The 17,742-nt window shown below is 40.9% G+C and carries 17 protein-coding genes; 15 read left to right on the top strand and 2 right to left on the bottom strand.

The features are described 5' to 3' along the window. The first annotated feature begins 513 nt into the window (after positions 1–513). The 12 genes from ACL6C3_RS02990 (at position 514) to ACL6C3_RS03045 (ending at position 13,840) form a co-directional block, all read left to right on the top strand. On the top strand, positions 514–1,377 hold the full coding sequence (locus tag ACL6C3_RS02990; RefSeq protein ID WP_413165210.1) for an SDH family Clp fold serine proteinase: 864 nt from the start codon (positions 514–516) through the stop codon (positions 1,375–1,377). Between the two features lie 65 nt (positions 1,378–1,442). Then, the gene (locus tag ACL6C3_RS02995) at positions 1,443–3,509 is read left to right on the top strand and encodes a prolyl oligopeptidase family serine peptidase (protein ID WP_413165211.1); all 2,067 of its coding nucleotides are present in this window, start codon (positions 1,443–1,445) and stop codon (positions 3,507–3,509) included. Between the two features lie 187 nt (positions 3,510–3,696). Next, positions 3,697–4,029, top strand: coding sequence for a hypothetical protein (locus ACL6C3_RS03000; protein WP_413165212.1), 333 nt, complete (start codon positions 3,697–3,699; stop codon positions 4,027–4,029). Positions 4,030–4,225: 196 nt separating this feature from the next. Next, positions 4,226–4,561, top strand: coding sequence for a hypothetical protein (locus ACL6C3_RS03005; RefSeq protein WP_413165214.1), 336 nt, complete (start codon positions 4,226–4,228; stop codon positions 4,559–4,561). A 236-nt stretch (positions 4,562–4,797) separates the two neighbouring features. Beyond that, positions 4,798–5,355, top strand: a complete 558-nt coding sequence (locus ACL6C3_RS03010; RefSeq protein ID WP_413165216.1) for an RNA 2'-phosphotransferase — start codon at positions 4,798–4,800, stop codon at positions 5,353–5,355. A gap of 2 nt (positions 5,356–5,357) precedes the next feature. Beyond that, the gene (locus ACL6C3_RS03015; RefSeq protein ID WP_413165217.1) at positions 5,358–5,933 is read left to right on the top strand and encodes an exonuclease domain-containing protein; all 576 of its coding nucleotides are present in this window, start codon (positions 5,358–5,360) and stop codon (positions 5,931–5,933) included. 28 nt (positions 5,934–5,961) lie between these two features. Continuing rightward, positions 5,962–6,804: a GNAT family N-acetyltransferase gene (locus ACL6C3_RS03020; protein WP_413165218.1), complete on the top strand. Its 843-nt coding sequence runs from the start codon at positions 5,962–5,964 to the stop codon at positions 6,802–6,804. Between the two features lie 23 nt (positions 6,805–6,827). Further along, positions 6,828–7,664: a hypothetical protein gene (locus ACL6C3_RS03025; RefSeq protein WP_413165219.1), complete on the top strand. Its 837-nt coding sequence runs from the start codon at positions 6,828–6,830 to the stop codon at positions 7,662–7,664. A gap of 395 nt (positions 7,665–8,059) precedes the next feature. Continuing rightward, a complete protein-coding gene (locus ACL6C3_RS03030) occupies positions 8,060–9,064 on the top strand; it encodes a BMP family lipoprotein (RefSeq protein ID WP_413165220.1) in 1,005 nt (334 codons plus the stop codon). Positions 9,065–9,162: 98 nt separating this feature from the next. Then, positions 9,163–11,787 (top strand): ATP-binding protein, encoded by a 2,625-nt coding sequence (locus ACL6C3_RS03035; protein WP_413165222.1) that lies wholly within the window; start codon positions 9,163–9,165, stop codon positions 11,785–11,787. After that, positions 11,784–13,136: a response regulator gene (locus ACL6C3_RS03040; protein ID WP_413165224.1), complete on the top strand. Its 1,353-nt coding sequence runs from the start codon at positions 11,784–11,786 to the stop codon at positions 13,134–13,136. Before ACL6C3_RS03035 ends, ACL6C3_RS03040 begins: the two co-directional genes overlap by 4 nt. A 65-nt stretch (positions 13,137–13,201) precedes the next feature. Beyond that, positions 13,202–13,840 (top strand): ThiF family adenylyltransferase, encoded by a 639-nt coding sequence (locus ACL6C3_RS03045; RefSeq protein WP_413165226.1) that lies wholly within the window; start codon positions 13,202–13,204, stop codon positions 13,838–13,840. Positions 13,841–13,932: 92 nt separating this feature from the next. Here the strand turns inward: ACL6C3_RS03045 and ACL6C3_RS03050 are convergent, their stop codons facing one another. Further along, complete coding sequence (locus tag ACL6C3_RS03050; RefSeq protein ID WP_413165228.1) at positions 13,933–14,631, bottom strand: uracil-DNA glycosylase; 699 nt, start codon at positions 14,629–14,631, stop codon at positions 13,933–13,935. A gap of 108 nt (positions 14,632–14,739) precedes the next feature. Here ACL6C3_RS03050 and ACL6C3_RS03055 point away from each other — a divergent pair, with 108 nt between their 5' ends. After that, positions 14,740–15,405, top strand: a complete 666-nt coding sequence (locus ACL6C3_RS03055; RefSeq protein ID WP_413165230.1) for a phosphoribosyltransferase — start codon at positions 14,740–14,742, stop codon at positions 15,403–15,405. A gap of 83 nt (positions 15,406–15,488) precedes the next feature. Beyond that, positions 15,489–15,797: a hypothetical protein gene (locus ACL6C3_RS03060; RefSeq protein WP_413165232.1), complete on the top strand. Its 309-nt coding sequence runs from the start codon at positions 15,489–15,491 to the stop codon at positions 15,795–15,797. Here ACL6C3_RS03060 and ACL6C3_RS03065 read toward each other — a convergent pair. After that, on the bottom strand, positions 15,785–16,168 hold the full coding sequence (locus ACL6C3_RS03065; protein ID WP_413165234.1) for a VOC family protein: 384 nt from the start codon (positions 16,166–16,168) through the stop codon (positions 15,785–15,787). The genes ACL6C3_RS03060 and ACL6C3_RS03065 overlap by 13 nt on opposite strands. Before the next feature lie 39 nt (positions 16,169–16,207). Here ACL6C3_RS03065 and ACL6C3_RS03070 point away from each other — a divergent pair, with 39 nt between their 5' ends. Continuing rightward, positions 16,208–17,569 carry an N-acetylmuramoyl-L-alanine amidase gene (locus ACL6C3_RS03070; protein WP_413165236.1) on the top strand — a complete coding sequence of 454 codons (1,362 nt, stop codon included), beginning with the start codon at positions 16,208–16,210 and terminating at the stop codon, positions 17,567–17,569. Positions 17,570–17,742 lie beyond the last annotated feature (173 nt).

The raw sequence follows: 17,742 nt of genomic DNA on the forward strand, positions 1-17,742 counted from the left end.
GCTTGATCTCACCGAATTATCTGTTATAAAGTTTATCGCTGTAAAGTTTCGGCTCGATTTTCGGCTTTGACAGGGGATTATTGCTATTTTGACTGATGTTAGGGTTTCAGATCGGTTCGAGGGGAAAAGGGCCGCTAATCTAGAGAAAAAACACCGCTCCTGAAGCGAGAGCGGTGCATAGGGGGTGTTATGGGTGTTACGCATACCAGAGTAGCAAAGTTGAAGCCGGCCTGAGTCGGGCGGTTGTGCTAGTTAAAAAATTGTCACAATATTTTTAGGTTGGCGGGGGGGCGGGCGGGAAATTTGGACAAAAAAACACCGCTCTATCCAGCGATAAGCGGTACATAGGGGGTGTTATGGGTGTTACGGTTCCCAAGCTAACAAACGGTTGACCCGGCGATCGCTTCTGCTGTGCAGGTCAGCCAATTGTCACAGTTGCCGATCGCAGATGTTATAATGCCTCAGACTCAATTAATGGCAAAATGGGGGATCAGATGCCAAAAAAGGGTTGCTATGAATTTTAGTCTTTTCGATCTGTTCTGGGTTTTTCTGCTGATTAGCTCTTTGCAACCTGTTATTCAAAAACGTTCAATTGAGTCGCGCCGGATCAAAGCGCTCCGACAGTTTGAACAACAGCGCAAAAGTCGTGTGATCCTGTTGATTCATCGCCAAGAGTCGATCAGCTTGTTCGGAATTCCGCTGTCTCGTTATATTAGCATTGAGGACTCGGAACAGGTACTCAGAGCGATTCGCCTCACCCCTCCTGATGTTCCGATTGATTTAATTCTGCACACTCCGGGCGGTTTGGTGTTAGCCACCGAACAAATTGCTCGGGCGTTAATTCGCCATCAGGCTAAAGTTACGGTGTTTGTGCCTCATTATGCCATGAGCGGAGGGACGATGTTAGCTTTGGCGTCCGATGAAATTGTTATGGATGAAAATGCGGTATTGGGTCCGGTTGACCCGCAGTTGGGAAATTTTCCGGCCGCGAGTATCTTAAAAGTTCTTGAAGATAAACCGATTGGTGAAATTGACGATCAAACCTTAATTATGGCGGATATTTCTCGCAAAGCAATCCGCCAAGTTCAAGACTTTGTGAGAACGTTACTCGAAGATAGTATTCCCGAACAAAAAATTGATCCCAGTCGTATTGATGGGGTGATTAATGCTTTAACAACAGGTCGCATTACCCATGACTGTCCGATTATGGTAGAACAAGCGGTAGAATTGGGATTACCGGTTACACCCGGATTGCCCAAATCTATTTATCATTTGATGGATTTGTATCCTCAGCCGCGAGGAAACCGTCCGACTGTACAATATATTCCCATGCCCTATACTCGACCTCCCGCCCTACCTGAAGGGGCTGAAAAATAATCAGATAGACGCTAATTTTTTTTGAATAATACTCAACCCAAACGGTTATTGAAAGGACATAAATTATGCTAGACTCACAACCTTCTTTGACTTATCCAAACACCCGCAAAGGCGATCAAGTTGATGATTATCACGGGGTAAAAGTTGCCGATCCCTATCGGTGGTTAGAAGACCCCAACTCTGAGGAAACTAAAGCTTGGATTGAAGCTCAAAATCAGGTTTCGTTTGGTTATCTTCAGCAAATTCCCGCCCGTGAAAAGCTGAAACAACGCCTAACTCAACTTTGGGATTTTGCTAAATATAGCGCTCCTTATAAACAGGGAAATCGCTATTTTTATTATAAAAATGATGGCTTGCAAAATCAAAGTGTTTTGTATGTTTTGCAGGATTTAGAAGGTGAGCCGGAAGTGTTACTTGATCCCAATACGTTATCCGAAGATGGTACGGTGGCGTTATCGGGGGTTTCGATTAGTGAAGATGGAAATTTAATGGCTTATGGTTTATCAACTTCCGGTTCGGACTGGCAAGAATGGAAAGTTCGTGATATTAATACAAAACAAGATCTCGACGATCATTTAAAGTGGGTTAAATTTTCGGGTGCTTCTTGGACTCACGACCACAAAGGCTTTTTCTACAGTCGTTACAACGAACCCAACGAAAACACCAAACTCGAAGATGCTAACTATTATCAAAAACTATTTTATCACCGTTTGGGTACGCCCCAATCTGAGGATATTTTAATCTACGAACGTTCCGATCAAAAGGAATGGGGTTTTAGTGGTTATGTGACCGAAGATGGCAAATATTTGATCGTTTCGGTTTGGCGGGGAAGCGATCCCAAAAATCTGCTTTTTTACAAAGATTTAACTCAACCGGATGCGCCCGTTATTGAACTGATCTCCGAGTTTGAAGCCGAATATAGTTTTATTGATTATCAAGGAAGTCAGTTTTGGGTGCAGACTGATTTGAATGCGCCTAAAGGAAAAGTGATCGCCCTTGATATTCACAGCAAAAATCGCACGGAAATTATTCCCGAAACCGAAGATACTTTGCGGGGAATTAATGTTCTTAATAATCAGTTTGTGGCTTTTTATCTAAAGGATGCTCACACTCAAATTAAAATCTTAAATCTCGATGGTTCTTTTGTGCGAGAGGTAGAATTACCGGGAATCGGTTCGGCTGGAGGATTTAGCGGTAAACGTCAGGACAAGGAAACCTTTTATGTTTATACCAGTTTTACCACGCCAACGACGATTTACCGTTATGATATGGTAACGGGAGAAAGCCGCCTCTACCGCCAGCCGGAAGTTGATTTTAACCCCGAAAATTACGAAACCAAACAGATTTTTTATCAAAGCAAAGATGGGACTTCTGTCCCGATGTTTATTACTCACAAAAAAGGGTTATCTTTGAATGGGAATAACCCGACGATTTTGTATGGGTATGGGGGGTTTAATGCCTCCTTAACGCCGAACTTTTCTATCAGTCGTATGGCCTGGTTAGAAATGGGTGGGGTTTATGCGATTCCCAACCTGCGGGGCGGCGGCGAATACGGGGAAGATTGGCACCAAGCGGGAACAAAAAACAAGAAGCAAAATGTCTTTGATGATTTTATTGCTGCGGCGGAATGGTTGATAGAAAATCAATATACTTGTTCGCAAAAATTAGCGATTTCTGGGGGAAGTAATGGCGGTTTATTGGTGGGGGCTTGTATGACTCAACGCCCCGATTTGTTTGGGGCGACGTTACCCGCAGTTGGGGTGATGGATATGCTACGTTTTCATAAATTTACGATCGGTTGGGCTTGGTGTTCTGAATATGGTTCGCCGGATGATCCGGAGGATTTTAAGGCGATTTATGCCTATTCTCCCTTGCATAATTTGAAACCGGAAACGGCTTATCCGGCGACTTTAATTACAACTGCCGATCACGACGATCGCGTGGTTCCCGCTCACAGTTTTAAGTTTGCAGCCGCCTTACAAGCGGCTCACGTTGGGGAGAATCCGGTGTTAATTCGGATTGAAACCAAAGCCGGACATGGTGCGGGTAAACCGACGGCGAAAATTATTGAGGAATTAGCAGATGAATTTGCATTTTTAGTCAGGGTGTTTGAGATGAATCCCACGTTTTAAGGGATTGAGTTCTATTTAAAGGTGGGGGCGGCTTCTAGCCGATCTGACCTGAAATCCCCCCAACTTTTCTAAAAAAATTAGAAAATTTTGGTTTCTAAAATTTGTATTAAGAAAGCCGCAGGATCGGGGAAAATTGTATTGTAAAATAAGGAGGAAACCACGCCACAGAACACACAGAAAAATGACCATGAGCAATCAAGAAGCTCTAACGATTCTGGAACGAACCGGACTCAGACAAAGACATTTTGCCGATCTGATTCGGGCCGCACAAATCATTTTCGATCCCAGCGGAGGGATTACGGGCCGAGTTGTTAACGCCGATTGGCGAGAATTTGGTATTCCGGTTGAAGTGGAGGAAAATCTTAAAATTTTAGGAGAGAAATATCGTTATGCTTCCCCTCATTTACCAATGGATGAAGTTTGGGAACAATTACTTCCAGAAACTCGAAGTTGGTTCATCGAAAATAAGAATGAATTATGGATGTTAGAAGAAGCATTTCCCGCTCTTGACGAAGACTGAATCATCATGTACTGACTCGATCGGATTTCCCGCCGGACGGCCCGATGGGTCGTCTCGAGTTTCGGGTCAATTATCAAACACTTAAAAAAATTTATGAGATAATAGAAATTAATCTTGACTTTAGTTAAAAAATGTATTATATATGTATTATAATAAAGGTAGTCGTTCCATATGCTGATCTGAGGCAAGTTAAACAGTGAGCAATTTCTCACAGAAGGTCAACCCGAAACCCAATCTTCTCTATAAACGACTAGAGGACGCTCTCCAACAGGGGAATGAAGTGCAGGTCGTTTCATCTTGTGGCAGATTTTTTGGAATTCCCTCTGCTCTCGATGAGGAGTTTTTGGAACTCGTTAATCTCTATATTCCCTCGGAAGAAGAAGGTTGGGAAGATGAGCCATACGAACGGACAGTTTGGTTGATTAAAATTTCTGAGATTGTTGCAGTTGCTTATCCAATTCAATCGTTATCAAAAGCTCAATTAGAGTCTTTGATTAATCCGAGTCAAACCGTCTTTGAACCCGAAGATTAATCAAACCGCTCAACGAGGTGGTTTCCCGCGAATTCAAAACGATCACCCTTGACGATCTTCTGGGATGCTATGAGTTCTAATTGATCGCATAAGATTGATTTCAAGGGATTTCCACCTCGGCTATTTTAAACAGACGATTGTTGAGATTTTAGCTGTCAATTTTTACCAAACTTGAATCAAAAAAAGCCTGAAAAATTTATAAATTGATCTAAAATCAATTTGATTGATAACTTAAGATGAATCCCCAACGTTTGGTAAAAGTTAGCAAATATTTGAGCAAACATTTACGACATCAACCCGAACGTTTGGGACTGAAATTAGCACCGGGAGGTTGGGTTAATGTTGATGAACTCTTAGCCGCTTGTCAACAGCATCAATTCCCTCTCACTCGGGCTGAACTCGAAGAAGTTGTGATCAAAAACGATAAGCAACGATTTTCCTTTGATGAAACAAAAACTCGGATTCGAGCCAATCAAGGTCACAGTATTGAGGTAGATTTACAGTTAAAACCGAGAATTCCGCCCGATCTTCTCTATCACGGAACCGGAGAAGGAACTGTTGAGGCGATTTTACAATTTGGGTTGCTGAAAATGTCTCGCCATCACGTTCATTTATCCACCGATATCGCCACAGCCAAAGCCGTCGGAATGCGAAAAGGTCGCCCCGTTATTTTTCAAGTGAATGCGGCTCAAATGTCTCAAGAAGGTTTCAGCTTTTATTGTTCTGATAATGGCGTTTGGTTGGTCGAACAGGTACCCGCAAAATACTTAACTCGCCTAAATTTAGACCGATAAAAATGAATATTAAACAGTATGATTTTTGCTTGGTGATTGATTTGGAAGCCACCTGTTGCGATCGCCAGACTATTGATCGTTCCGAGATGGAAATTATCGAAATAGGGGCGGTGATGGTTGAGACTAAAAACCTGACTTCGGTTAGCGAATTTCAGACTTTCGTTAAACCCGTTCGCCATCCCATTTTAACCGAATTTTGCCAGCAATTAACCTCTATTACTCAAGCTCAAGTCGATCAAGCTCCTCTCTATCCTGACGCAATTAACAATCTAAAAACTTGGTTATCTCCCTATTCAGATTATGATTTAATTTGGGGGTCTTGGGGAGACTACGACCGCAGACAATTTCAACAAGATAGCGAATTTCATCGCTTGCCTTTTCCTCTGGGTTATTCCCATATTAATCTTAAAAATATGTTTTCAAAAAGTCAAGGCTTAAAAGGACGTTATGGAATGGCAAAGGCTTTAAAATTAGCAAATATTCCCTTAGAAGGAACCCATCACCGAGGAATTGATGATACTCGCAATATTGCCAGATTAAGCCCTTATATTTTTGGATTTAAAAAGTTACAGAATTAAGTCTTAAATTGGGAGTTAAATTTTAACTATGAAAATTCATCATTTTAACGATCCTCAGTTATTTTATCAACAAGCCAAAGATTATTTACTGCGGTATGAAGCCGAACATAATCTGTTGCTCGGAATTAGTCAAACCTTAATCCATTCCCCTCAAAGATACGGCAGCGAACCCTATCTAGCAACGGTAGAGGAAGATGATAAAATTGTCGCCATTGCGATGAGAACTCCTCCTTATAATTTTCTGCTTTCCAAAGTCGAAAATTTTGCCGCCATTGAAATGATCGCTCAAGATTTATATCAAGAGAAAATCTCATTACCGGGAGTTAGCGGTTTAACGACTGAAACGGAAATTTTTACTCAAAAATGGCACAGCTTAACTCATCAGCCTTATCGCATCGAAATGCACCTGAGAATTCATCAACTCAAACAGGTTGAACCCACCCCAAAAGTGAGCGGTTTTTTGCGTCAAGCCACAGAAAGCGATCGGGATTTTATTTTAAATTGGTATGTAGAATTTATGCAAGAAGCTGCACCCTCCGAACCCACAAATATAGAAGAAACCGTTGATTATAATTTATATCAAAATCATATTTATCTTTGGGAAAATGAAGTTCCCGTTTCTCTGGCTTCAGCCAGTAAAGCTACCCAAAATTCAAGCCGAATCGGGCCTGTTTATACGCCTCCAGAGTATCGAAAAAAAGGTTATGCAAGCGCTTGTGTTAGCAGTCTCAGCCAGCTATTACTGGATCGGGGCGGTCGGGCTTGTTATCTTTATACAGATTTAGCCAATCCCACCTCCAATCATATTTATAAAAACATTGGATATCAACCGATTTGTGATTGGAATATTTATCAATTTGAAGCGATTTAGTTGTCAAGGTTTAGGTTAAAATTATGACGGATATCTACAAACTCATTAATCAACTGTCTGAGTCTGAAAATCAGTTAAGTTCAACTCAGTTTATCGCGCCTTGTGTTCGGGGTGGAAAGGTAAAAACCCAAATTTTAGGCTTAGTTTATACCTTTGCTCCTCAACCGAATAATTTTGAAGGATGGGGAATTTTTAAACCCATTAATCAAAAAACGGCTGAAGTCTTAGAAGAAGCAATATTACCCGAAATTGCTGAATATTTGCAGCAGTTTAAATCTTGTCGTTTGCGTCTGGCTTATAAACTTCGATTGAAAACTTGGTTGGCTTATCCAATTAATGAAGGGGATTTTAAACAACGTTTCGGAAGGGTTAAACCTGTCGTTGTTCATTTGGTTACAGAAGGGGTTTCTTTTCAACAAATTACTGTCCGTTGGGATGGGAGTAATTTTTGGTTTGAAGAACTGGATCGCCGGGATGATTTGATCACTGTTGAAAATCTACAAAAGGCTTTAAAAGAACTCGTTGAACCCCAAGCTTTACGGTTTGCTGGACTGACTCCAGAAATGCGAACCGTTTATGATTTGGTAATTCAACAAACTGATGAATTTTCTCAACAATATCGGGATGAACGACGGTTAAAAAAAGCTTTAAAACAGGGAGGAGGTGAACTGCAAACGTTTGAAGATCGGGGCGACTATTGGACGGTTGAATGGACAACTTCTGAGGGCGAATTTCATAGCAGCGCTATTTCTAAATCGGATTTAACTGTACTGGGGGCGGGAATTTGTTTAAGTGGATACGATCGCAACTTCGATCTTCAGTCCTTAGTCGGAGTTGTGGAAGGACGAGAGAATGAATAGAGACATTAAAATTGGCAGACCATGTGTTAGGTTAAATTGAGACTTAGTTAGACCGAAAAAGGTTTAAGGTAGTGGTATTTTCAGGGCAACTGATGAACAGATGGAAGCTGAACAGTCTCCAGTTGTCCGAGAGTTTTATCGGTTTATTGTCTGTCAAGTGACTGGCTGAAGGATTAATATAGCGATCGCTACACTGCAAAATTGATTTGAATATAAATCTTTGCAAAACATACTAACTTTATTTTATAATATTTCCTAGAGACTGACAAGCGTAACATGAATAATTGGGGTGTAAGCTAGACTGAGCGTGAAAATCAAAAATCAGTCGGAGGTTATTCATAGAGTAACCAGGACTTGCATTTGCCATTTAATCCCTCTCAACCCCTCTCACTAAAATGTTGAAACCTTTTAAAATATTACGCTATTTGATTCTAGCTGTACTCACCTTTACGTTAGTAAGCTGTTTAAATACAGGGATTGATTCTGGTTACCCAAGCGAAGTTAATCATTCTTCCGCTTTTAAAGTTGCCATTTTATTATCGGGTTCTAAAGCCGATGGAAATTGGAATCAAGGATGTTATGAAGGACTGCTAAAAATCGAAGAAAAATATAACGCTCAAGTTGCCTATTCTGAATATGTGAATGGCAATGAAGGGGAAGAATTTCTCAGACAATATGCTGAACAAAACTATGATTTTATCATCGCCGCAGGGGGTGGATATCTCGAAGCGATTGAAAAAGTTTCTCTGGAATTTCCCCGCTCTAAATTTGCTGTTATTGCCACTTATCCGGGCAACAATAAAAACTTGGGTGCGCTCTCATTTCGAGCGGGAGAAGTGGGTTATTTATCCGGTGTGATTGCGGGGATGAAAACCCAAACGAATAAAGTTGCTTATGTGGCAGGTCAGGACTATCAGATGCCCGTAGAAGCCGCCAAACTTTATCGGCAAGGTGCGAAAGACGTTAATCCTAATGTAGAAGTTTATACCGAATATTTACAAACCTGGACAGATGGGGAAAAAGCTATAAATGTCACTCAAGATTTAGTTAAAAAAGGCGTTGATATTTTTACGATTAATGCAGATGAAGCGGGAGTTGCAGCGATAAAAGTTCTCAAAAAAACCCCTGACGTTTATATGATTGGCTGGATTAAAGATATGCACGAATTTGCCCCTGATCGCATGATTACCAGTGTTTTACATGATTTTCCGGCTTTATTGCTCAATGCCAGCGCTTTAGTCCAGGAAGGACGTTGGCAAGGAACGCTGTATAAATTTGGTTTAAAAGAAGGAATTTATGATTTTGCACCTTTTCGAGATTTACTGACAGAAGAACAACAACAACGCTTTAGGCAGATTCGCGAAAAAGTAGTCAATGGTGAGATTGATATCACCCCTTAAAAACTTAGGATAAGCTATAAATATTGATCGCTAACTTGATCGCTTGTACTAATTTTTAGTTGAATCATTCCAGCCTGAACGAGTTGTCAAAATGACTTATGAAAACATCTAAACCCTCACAACTCCAGAACTCAAACCGTAACTGTCCCGAGCAATCTTCTATTGCGAAACAACTGCGGTTTAGTATTATTTTTCTGGTCGTTTCTAGCCTATTACTCACTGGAAGTATCCTGATTTATTCCAGTTCCAAAACTCAGCTTAAACAATCTCAACTGTTGCAAGAGGAGCGTTCTGAAATTGCGGCTAATCGCATCGATACCTATATTAACGATTTGCAAGGAAAACTGCTTTATCTGGCTAGAGTCAGGGGGTTAAGTGAAGTTTCTCCAGAATATCAAAGGACTTTACTGGAAGGTTTAAGTAGAAACAATGATGCTTATGAAATTATGGCAGTTCTGAACTCCAAAGGCGATGCGGTTGCGGTTTATTCTCCTTATACTGAGGTGAATTTGGGCAATTTTAAAGACACTCCCCTATTTATCAGAACCTTCAAACAGCAAGAAAACTATGTGGATTTGGTAGAAATTGATCCGGAAACAAACGCCTTAGTTACAACTTTAGCTGTTCCCATTCGCAACCAATCAGATGAAGTCGATGGGGTGTTACTCGCTAAAATTAATTTAAAATTTTTAGATTTTGTTGTCTCTCAAACGGAAGTTGGCAAAACCGGCTATGCTTATGTGATTGATTATCGAGATGTTTTGATTGCTAAAAATCATCGGATCGCCAAGATTGATAGACTAGAAAGCCTTTCAGATTGTGGGTTTATTAAAAAACTTAAAGCCACTCAAGATCAGTCTTTAATTACTTATCAAGGTTTAACTGGACAAAAAGTTCTCGGCGCGATCGCTCCGGTGAGAAATGTGTATTGGAATGTGGTGGTTGAATTGCCAATTTCTGAAGCCTACGCGCCTGTACGTCATTTGATTATTAGCATGATTGGATTGCTAATTCTTGCAATTATTAGTGCAATTGGGGTGAGTTTTTTACTGTCTAAATTATTGGTTGATCCTTTGAAAATCCTCACCCAAGCTGCGGCGAATATTCGCGGGGGAAATTTGAAAGCAAGAGTGAATATTAACTTGGAAAATGAACTCGGTATTTTAGCAGAAGCGTTTAACAAAATGGCGCAACAATTACAAGAATCTTTTGATGAATTAGCGAAAACCAATCAAGAATTAGAAGCCCGGGTCGAACAAAGAACTGGGGAATTAGCCCAAGCCAAAGAAAAAGCGGAAGTCGCCAACCTTGCTAAAAGTGAATTCCTCTCTAATATGAGCCATGAACTGAGAACGCCCCTAAATGGTATTTTAGGTTATGCTCAAATTTTACAACGCGATCGCACCCTTAACCCCCGTCAAATTGAAGGTTTAACGATTATTCTCAACAGTGGTAATCATCTCCTGACTTTAATTAATGATATTCTAGATTTTTCTAAAATAGAAGCTCGCCGATTAGAACTTTATCCGAGTAATATTAACCTCACCAGTTTAATCGATAGCGTGATTGCGATTATTCAAATGCGTGCTGTAGAAAAAGATATTGTTTTTCAATATCAACCCGATGAAAAATTACCTCCAGGGATTCTCGCTGATGAAAAACGCCTCCGACAAATTTTGATCAACTTGCTAGGAAATGCAGTAAAATTTACCGATGAGGGTACTGTGACTTTAAAAGTCAGCGTCTTAGATGAGTTAACTTCTCAATCTACTGTACAATTACGTTTTGAAGTGATAGATACTGGAGTCGGAATGAGTTCCGAGCAACTGGGAAAAATCTTTCAAGCTTTTGAACAAGTGGGAGATGTGAAACGCCGTTCGGAAGGAACAGGTTTGGGGTTGGCGATTTCCCGCCAATTAGTTGAAATGATGGGGGGAAAACTGCAAGTCAAAAGTCAACTGAATCGGGGTTCAACCTTTTGGTTTGATCTGATATTTCCTATCGTTGAAGCTTCCTATTCTCCGTCAATAAAAAGCCTTTGTCATCTGGCTGGATATCGAGGAAAACCTCATCGGATTTTAATTGTTGATGATAAAAAAGCGAATTTATTAGTTTTACAAAATATGCTGGAACCGTTAGGATTTGATTTAATCTTGGCAGAAGACGGTCAACAAGCGGTAGAGAAAGCCCAACAATTTCAGCCCGATCTGATTTTAACTGATTTAGTTATGCCCGTTAAAAGTGGTTTTGAAGCCGTTAAAGAAATTCGAGATGATCCTCAACTTAAAAATACTAAAATTATCGCTGTTTCTGCCAGCGTAATGCAACCGGATCTCAAGCGGAGTGCGATCGCCGGATGTGATGGCTTTATCCCCAAACCTGTAGATGAAAAGCAACTCTTATCTATGATTGCAGAACATTTGCAGCTAGAATGGATTTATGAGCAACCCTCTCCGGTCAATTTGACATCAGACATTTTGGGTGAAACGTTATCCAACACGGATGAGTTTATTGTTCCTGATGTTGAAGAAATGAAAGTGCTTTACGACTTGGCTATGTTGGGTAGCATGAAAAAAATTCAGCAGCAAGCGACTTATTTAGAACAACTTGACCCTAAATATACTCCGTTTGCGAAGAAAATAAATCAATTAGCCAAAGGATTTCAAGAAAAAGCCATAATCAGTTTAATTGAAAAATATTTACCTCTAGGAGAAACCAAATGAAGACTCACGCCGCTCCCAACACTCACAAACTGAACTTACAAGATTACACAATCTTGATTGTTGACGATCATCCCACAAATTTAAGAATTGCGGTTGATTATTTAGAAGATTGTGGTTTAACGGTTCTCGTCTCTCAAGATGGAGAAAGTGCGTTAAAACGGGCGAAATTTGCTCATCCCCATCTAATTTTATTGGATGTATTAATGCCGGGAATTGATGGGTTTGAAACCTGTCGCCGTTTAAAAGCCGATCCTGAAACTGAAGATATTCCCGTGATATTTATGACGGCTTTAGCCAGTGCAGAAGATAAAGTGAAAGGCTTTCAATTTGGGGCGGTTGACTACGTGACAAAACCCATTCAACATGAAGAAGTTTTAGCGAGAGTTTCCACCCATTTACACATACAAACTTTATACCGAAAATTAGAGGAACAAAATCAAAATCTACAGCAAAAAGTGATCGAACGGACTGCTGAATTATCCCAAGCTTTAGCCGATTTACAACAGTCTCAAATTCAGTTAGTTCAAAGTGAAAAAATGTCTGCTTTGGGTCAACTGGTGGCGGGAGTCGCTCACGAAATTAATAATCCTCTCAGTTGTTTAACCGGAAACCTACAACACGCCACAGAATATATTCAAGATTTACTCGAACATTTACACCTTTATCAACAGCAGTTTAAAACTCCCGGAGATCGGATTAAAACTCATGCTGAAGATGTTGATTTAGACTACATCACTGACGATATTCCCAAAGTCATTTTATCCCTACAGGAAGCCACCCAACGCATTCACGATATTAGCAAAAGTCTCTACAGTTTTTCTCACTCCGATACCTCTAAAAAAGTTCCCTTTGACCTTCATCAAGGGATTGAAAGCACTCTCACGATTTTAAAACATCGCTTTAAAACCAATCAATATCGGGCAGATATTGAAATCGTTAAAAACTATGGTAATTTACCTTTAGTTCATTGTTATCCCGGACAAATTAACCAAGTTTTTATGAATTTAATTGCCAATGCTATTGATGCTTTGGATGATAAAAACATCGAAAACTCAGCTTTGAGTCAACCGATTGAACGGCCCATAATTCTTATTAAAACCTGGGAAGATATCAAAAACAAAAAGGCGATGATTTCAATCAAAGATAATGGATCGGGAATGTCTGAACTTCTGCAAGAAAAAATCTTTAGCTATTTATTCACCACCAAACCAATTGGCAAAGGAACCGGATTGGGTTTATCCATTTCTCGTCAAATTATTGTTGAAAAACATGGCGGTAGAATTCACTGTATTTCTGAACTGGGAAAAGGGTCAGAATTTATCATCGAACTGCCAATTTTAACCCCATAAATTAAACGGGATTAATTGCTAAAACTGTCTATTATTCATCAAATAAAACTGATAAAAATCCGATTATGTCTATCTTTTTCCACGAACAACTCTATCGCTCACCAAACACCTTAGAAAAACTTCGCAACTCTCCCCTAACAATTTGTGGAGCGGGGGCTTTGGGCGCCAATTTAACTGAAAATTTGGCTCGATCTGGCTTTGCTAGCCTAAAAATTATCGATCGCGATCGCATAGAAGAACGTAACCTTTCCACACAACCCTATTACCGTTCAGATATTGGCGCTTTTAAAGCCCGTATTTTAGCTAACGCCCTTTATCGAGCCATCGCGGTTAAAATTGTACCGGAAACTCAAGAATTAACCGCCGAAAATTATCATAAACTTTTAAACAATTCCGGGTTAATTATCGATACTTTTGACAATAGCATATCCCGTCAAGTTGTTAAAGATTATAGCGACAAAACTCAATGTCCTTGTCTTCATATTGGACTGGCTGGAGACTATGCAGAAATCATCTGGAATTCCGATTATCGGGTTCCTTCCGATGTGAATGATGATGTTTGCGATTATCCCCTCGCCCGCAACTTAGTTTTGTTAGCCGTCGCCGTCGCCAGCGAATCAATTATCACCTTTATAACTACCGGAGAAACAAACAGTTTTACAGTCACTTTAAAAGATTTAACCGTTCAACCTTTTAGTTTTTAGTCGCAACAAAGGAAGTTTATCTATCATAGGAAAAAACCCAGTGTATCATCACAAACCGGGTTTTTCATCGAAGAAATACAGAACTTTTCAGATTATTTCGACATTAATTCATCGTATTTTTTGCGAACTTCTCGAATATCTTCCCACATTAACCATTTGGGTTTTCCCGGTTCCCGAGAAGGATTTCGCAGTAAATAAGCCGGATGAAAAATGGGCATACATAAGCGCCCTTCCCACTCTCGCCACTGACCCCTAATTTTAGAAATCCCTTGCTTTTCTGCTAATAAACACTTCACCGCAGTCGCTCCCGTTAACAAAATAATTTTCGGATCGACCAAACGAATTTGTTCCAATAAATAGGGTTTACAAGCCTCAATTTCTGAAGCGATTGGGGTGCGATTTTCCGGCGGACGACAACGAATCGCATTAGAAATATAAACCTCTCGTTCGGTACTCAACCCCACAGATTCTAAGATTTTATCTAACAGTTGACCCGATTTTCCAACAAAAGGTAAACCCTGTTCATCTTCATTTTGACCGGGCGCTTCTCCCACAATCATAATTGCAGCTTGAGGATTTCCCCGACCGATGACAGCATGAGTCCGATTATTTCCCAGTACGCAACGATGACATTGATTACAATCAACGGCAATTTCATCTAAATTTTGGTAAGTTCCAGGGGGAATTGGAACCCGAGCATCTGTGGGAATTTTATCCCGATCAAAATAAGATGCAGTTGGAGTAGCACCCGACTCGAAGTCAAATAAATTGAGTTGTTGATCGCCAGACATGAATTAAAAAACTAAAATCAAATTATAGCAACTTTATTAAGTCTAGACTGATTGAGTTGCAACTCTCAAGTTTAACCGTCAAAATAGAAAAGATAATGCTCGCCGATCATGTTTTCAAATCCTCCCTTTCGCGATCGCACACAAGCCGGCTTACAACTCGCTGAGGCCATTGAGCGACAAATGACTCGCCACCCCCCCAAACACGGCGATCGCCCCATCGTCTACGCCCTTCCCCGAGGGGGTTTACCCGTTGCCGAACCGGTCGCCCGTCGTTTAAACTGTCCGCTAGAGGTGATCGTTGCCAAAAAAATCACCCATCCCGACAACCCCGAACTGGCTTTGGGCGCCGTCACCGCAGAAGGTTATGTACTCTGGTCTCCCAAAGGTCGCCCGACTGATTTTGAACTCCAGCAAGCCCTGTTGCATCACGCTCACGGTAAAGCTTTAGATCTGCTCGCCCAACTCGCCCCTGACGGCTCCCAAATGAGCCAAGAGAACGCTTTGGCGATTATTATTGATGATGGGATCGCCACCGGGTTAACAATGGCCGTAGCGGTCAAATCTTTGCGATCTAAAAACCCCAGTGAAATTTGGATCGGCGTACCGGTGGCGCCGTTAGACCTGCGAAAAACCTTAGAAAAATCCTGCGATCGCCTGATAGTTTTAAAATCACCCCGAATATTTTACAGCGTCAGTCGCTTTTATCAAGATTTTCCTCAAGTTGATACCGAAACTGCGATCGCTAAATTACAGCGTCAAAGCCAATGGCGTTAGATCAGTGACCTGTGGGGTGTACGCCCAACTCCCGAACCCGATTTTGTATCATATTTGGTAACGAACTTACGAGCAAACGAACCATGAGACTTTGGCAATATTGCTGGCAAACCCTTGTCTTCTCAACTCAATATAATCAGCCTCAATTGATTGAGGTGATCATGTTAATTTTAGCCATGATTTTACTCGGATTTTGGAGTTTAACCGGAGATTTACCTTATTTGGTGTTGTGTTTGAGTTATGTTCTCGGTTCCTCTATTTCCATGTTAGTCCGAGAAGCGATGATACCCTCAACTGATTTTCACATCACCCAAGTGCTTTCTGTTTTGTTACTGTATATTAGTGTGTTTATATTCATTGAATTGATGCTGACTGTTGCTCAAAGATTTTGACGGGAAGACTGATGTAAAATCAGGCGATTTCCCAGAGGATCATAGGCGTAAATTTCTTGACCGTGAGAAGCACTTAAAATCTCTCCGGGGGGTGGATATCCCAGGCGAGATAACTCCGCGATCGCCGCCTCCAAGTTTGGGACTTCTAAACACAGGCTGATTCCGGTTTTTCCCTCAGGTATAAACTCACCCACCTGAGTGGATTTGGGTTTAAATATGCCCAATTTTAAACCCGGAAGCTGGAATTCTGCATAGATTTCCGGGAGGTAAGGCTGAGGTTCAATTCCCAAAAATTGAGTATAAAACTCCACTATAATCTTAATATCCGTTGCGGCTAGCGTGACAAAGGCTTCAAAGCAGTGTACAACCATAATGGCAAAATTGGTAAATCCAACGGTTAAATTGTAAACATGGGACGAATCTTTTTATCCGCAGGTCATGGTGGCTTTGAAAACGGAGTTCGAGATCCGGGAGTGATCGCAGGAGGGACAACTGAAGCCCAAGAAATGATTTGGATTCGGGATTTGGTGGCGGCTGAATTGCGATCGCTCAATTTTGAAGTGTATGTGGTTCCCGATGATCTGTCTCAAGTTGAAACGGTTGACTGGATTAATTATTATTCTCGTCCGGGTGATGTGGCGTTGGAATTACAAGCGGGAGGTTCATCAAATCCAAATGTTCGGGGTGTCACGGTATTTTATATTGCTCATAATGCCGAACGTCAACAGGATGCACAGCAGGTTTTAATGGCTTTGTTACGGCAAGTTCCTCAATTTCCCAGTCGCGGAACTAAACCCGATACCGCTACGGGATTGGGGCGTTTAATTTTTTGTCGCTGGATTATTATTCCTTCATTATACCTTGAAATTGGTTTTTTGACAAACCCTCAAGATCGGGCTTTAATTCAATCTCGACGAAAGGATATTGCCAAAGGAATTGCTGAGGGAATTATTGCTTGGATTCTCGGAGAAAATATTACCCCTGTGCCGACCGTTCCGCCCAATGTGATCGTTTATGGTTCGATTGGGATTAAAATTAATGGTCAGTTTTATGGGGAAGGGGGAATTTTAATTCAGGGGAATTCTTACATTCCCATTGATTTAGTTGATCGCCTCGGAATTAATTTGGCTCAACTGGCTCGGGTGCGTCGAGTTCGTTATCGAAATATTGTTTATGTGCGGGCTATCGATTTGCGAGATTTTGGGATTTCGGTGACTTGGGATAATCCCAATCGTTCTGTTGTTTTACGGTCTTTTTCCCGAGTTTATGCCGAGAAAATTGACCGAATTATGGGCAATGGTATCACCACAGAAATGCAATTAATTGCCTTTATAAAATTGGAACATCCTACGGCTTTATATCAGTTTCCCGAGTTGGCTCTGATCTACCAAGAAGAAGCCAATATCGAAGGGGTTAATTATGATATTGCTTTTTGTCAGATGTGTTTAGAAACGGAATTTTTGCGATTTGGGGCTGAAGTTAAAGCCGCTCAAAATAATTTTGCCGGACTAGGAACCCTCGGGGGTTCGGCAGAAACCGCTTGTTTTGCAACGCCTAGATTGGGGGTAAGGGCGCATATTCAACACTTAAAAGCTTATGCGAGTACCGAACCGTTAGTTCAAGAAATTATCGATCCCAGATTTCATTTTGTGACCCGAGGAATCGCGCCTTCTGTGTTGCAATTAAGCGGACGTTGGTCAGATGATTTGCAGTATGGTAATCGGATTTTAGCCCTGATGCAACGTCTTTATGAAGTCTCTGGAGTTTTGTAGTTAAAAATGACTTTGACTTTGACATCGGAAAAACAATGTATTAAACATGAAAAAATGCGGGATTGCTTGAAACAAAAATCAATAATATAGTCGGGAATTGCAGCAAAAATTAGAGGCTTGGTTTGGCTTGCTGTTTGAAATTTATCAATTTTCTTTACAGAGTTCAAGATCTG

This window comes from Capilliphycus salinus ALCB114379 (assembly GCF_047276495.1).
GTDB classification, from domain to species: Bacteria; Cyanobacteriota; Cyanobacteriia; order Cyanobacteriales; family Microcoleaceae; genus Capilliphycus; species Capilliphycus salinus.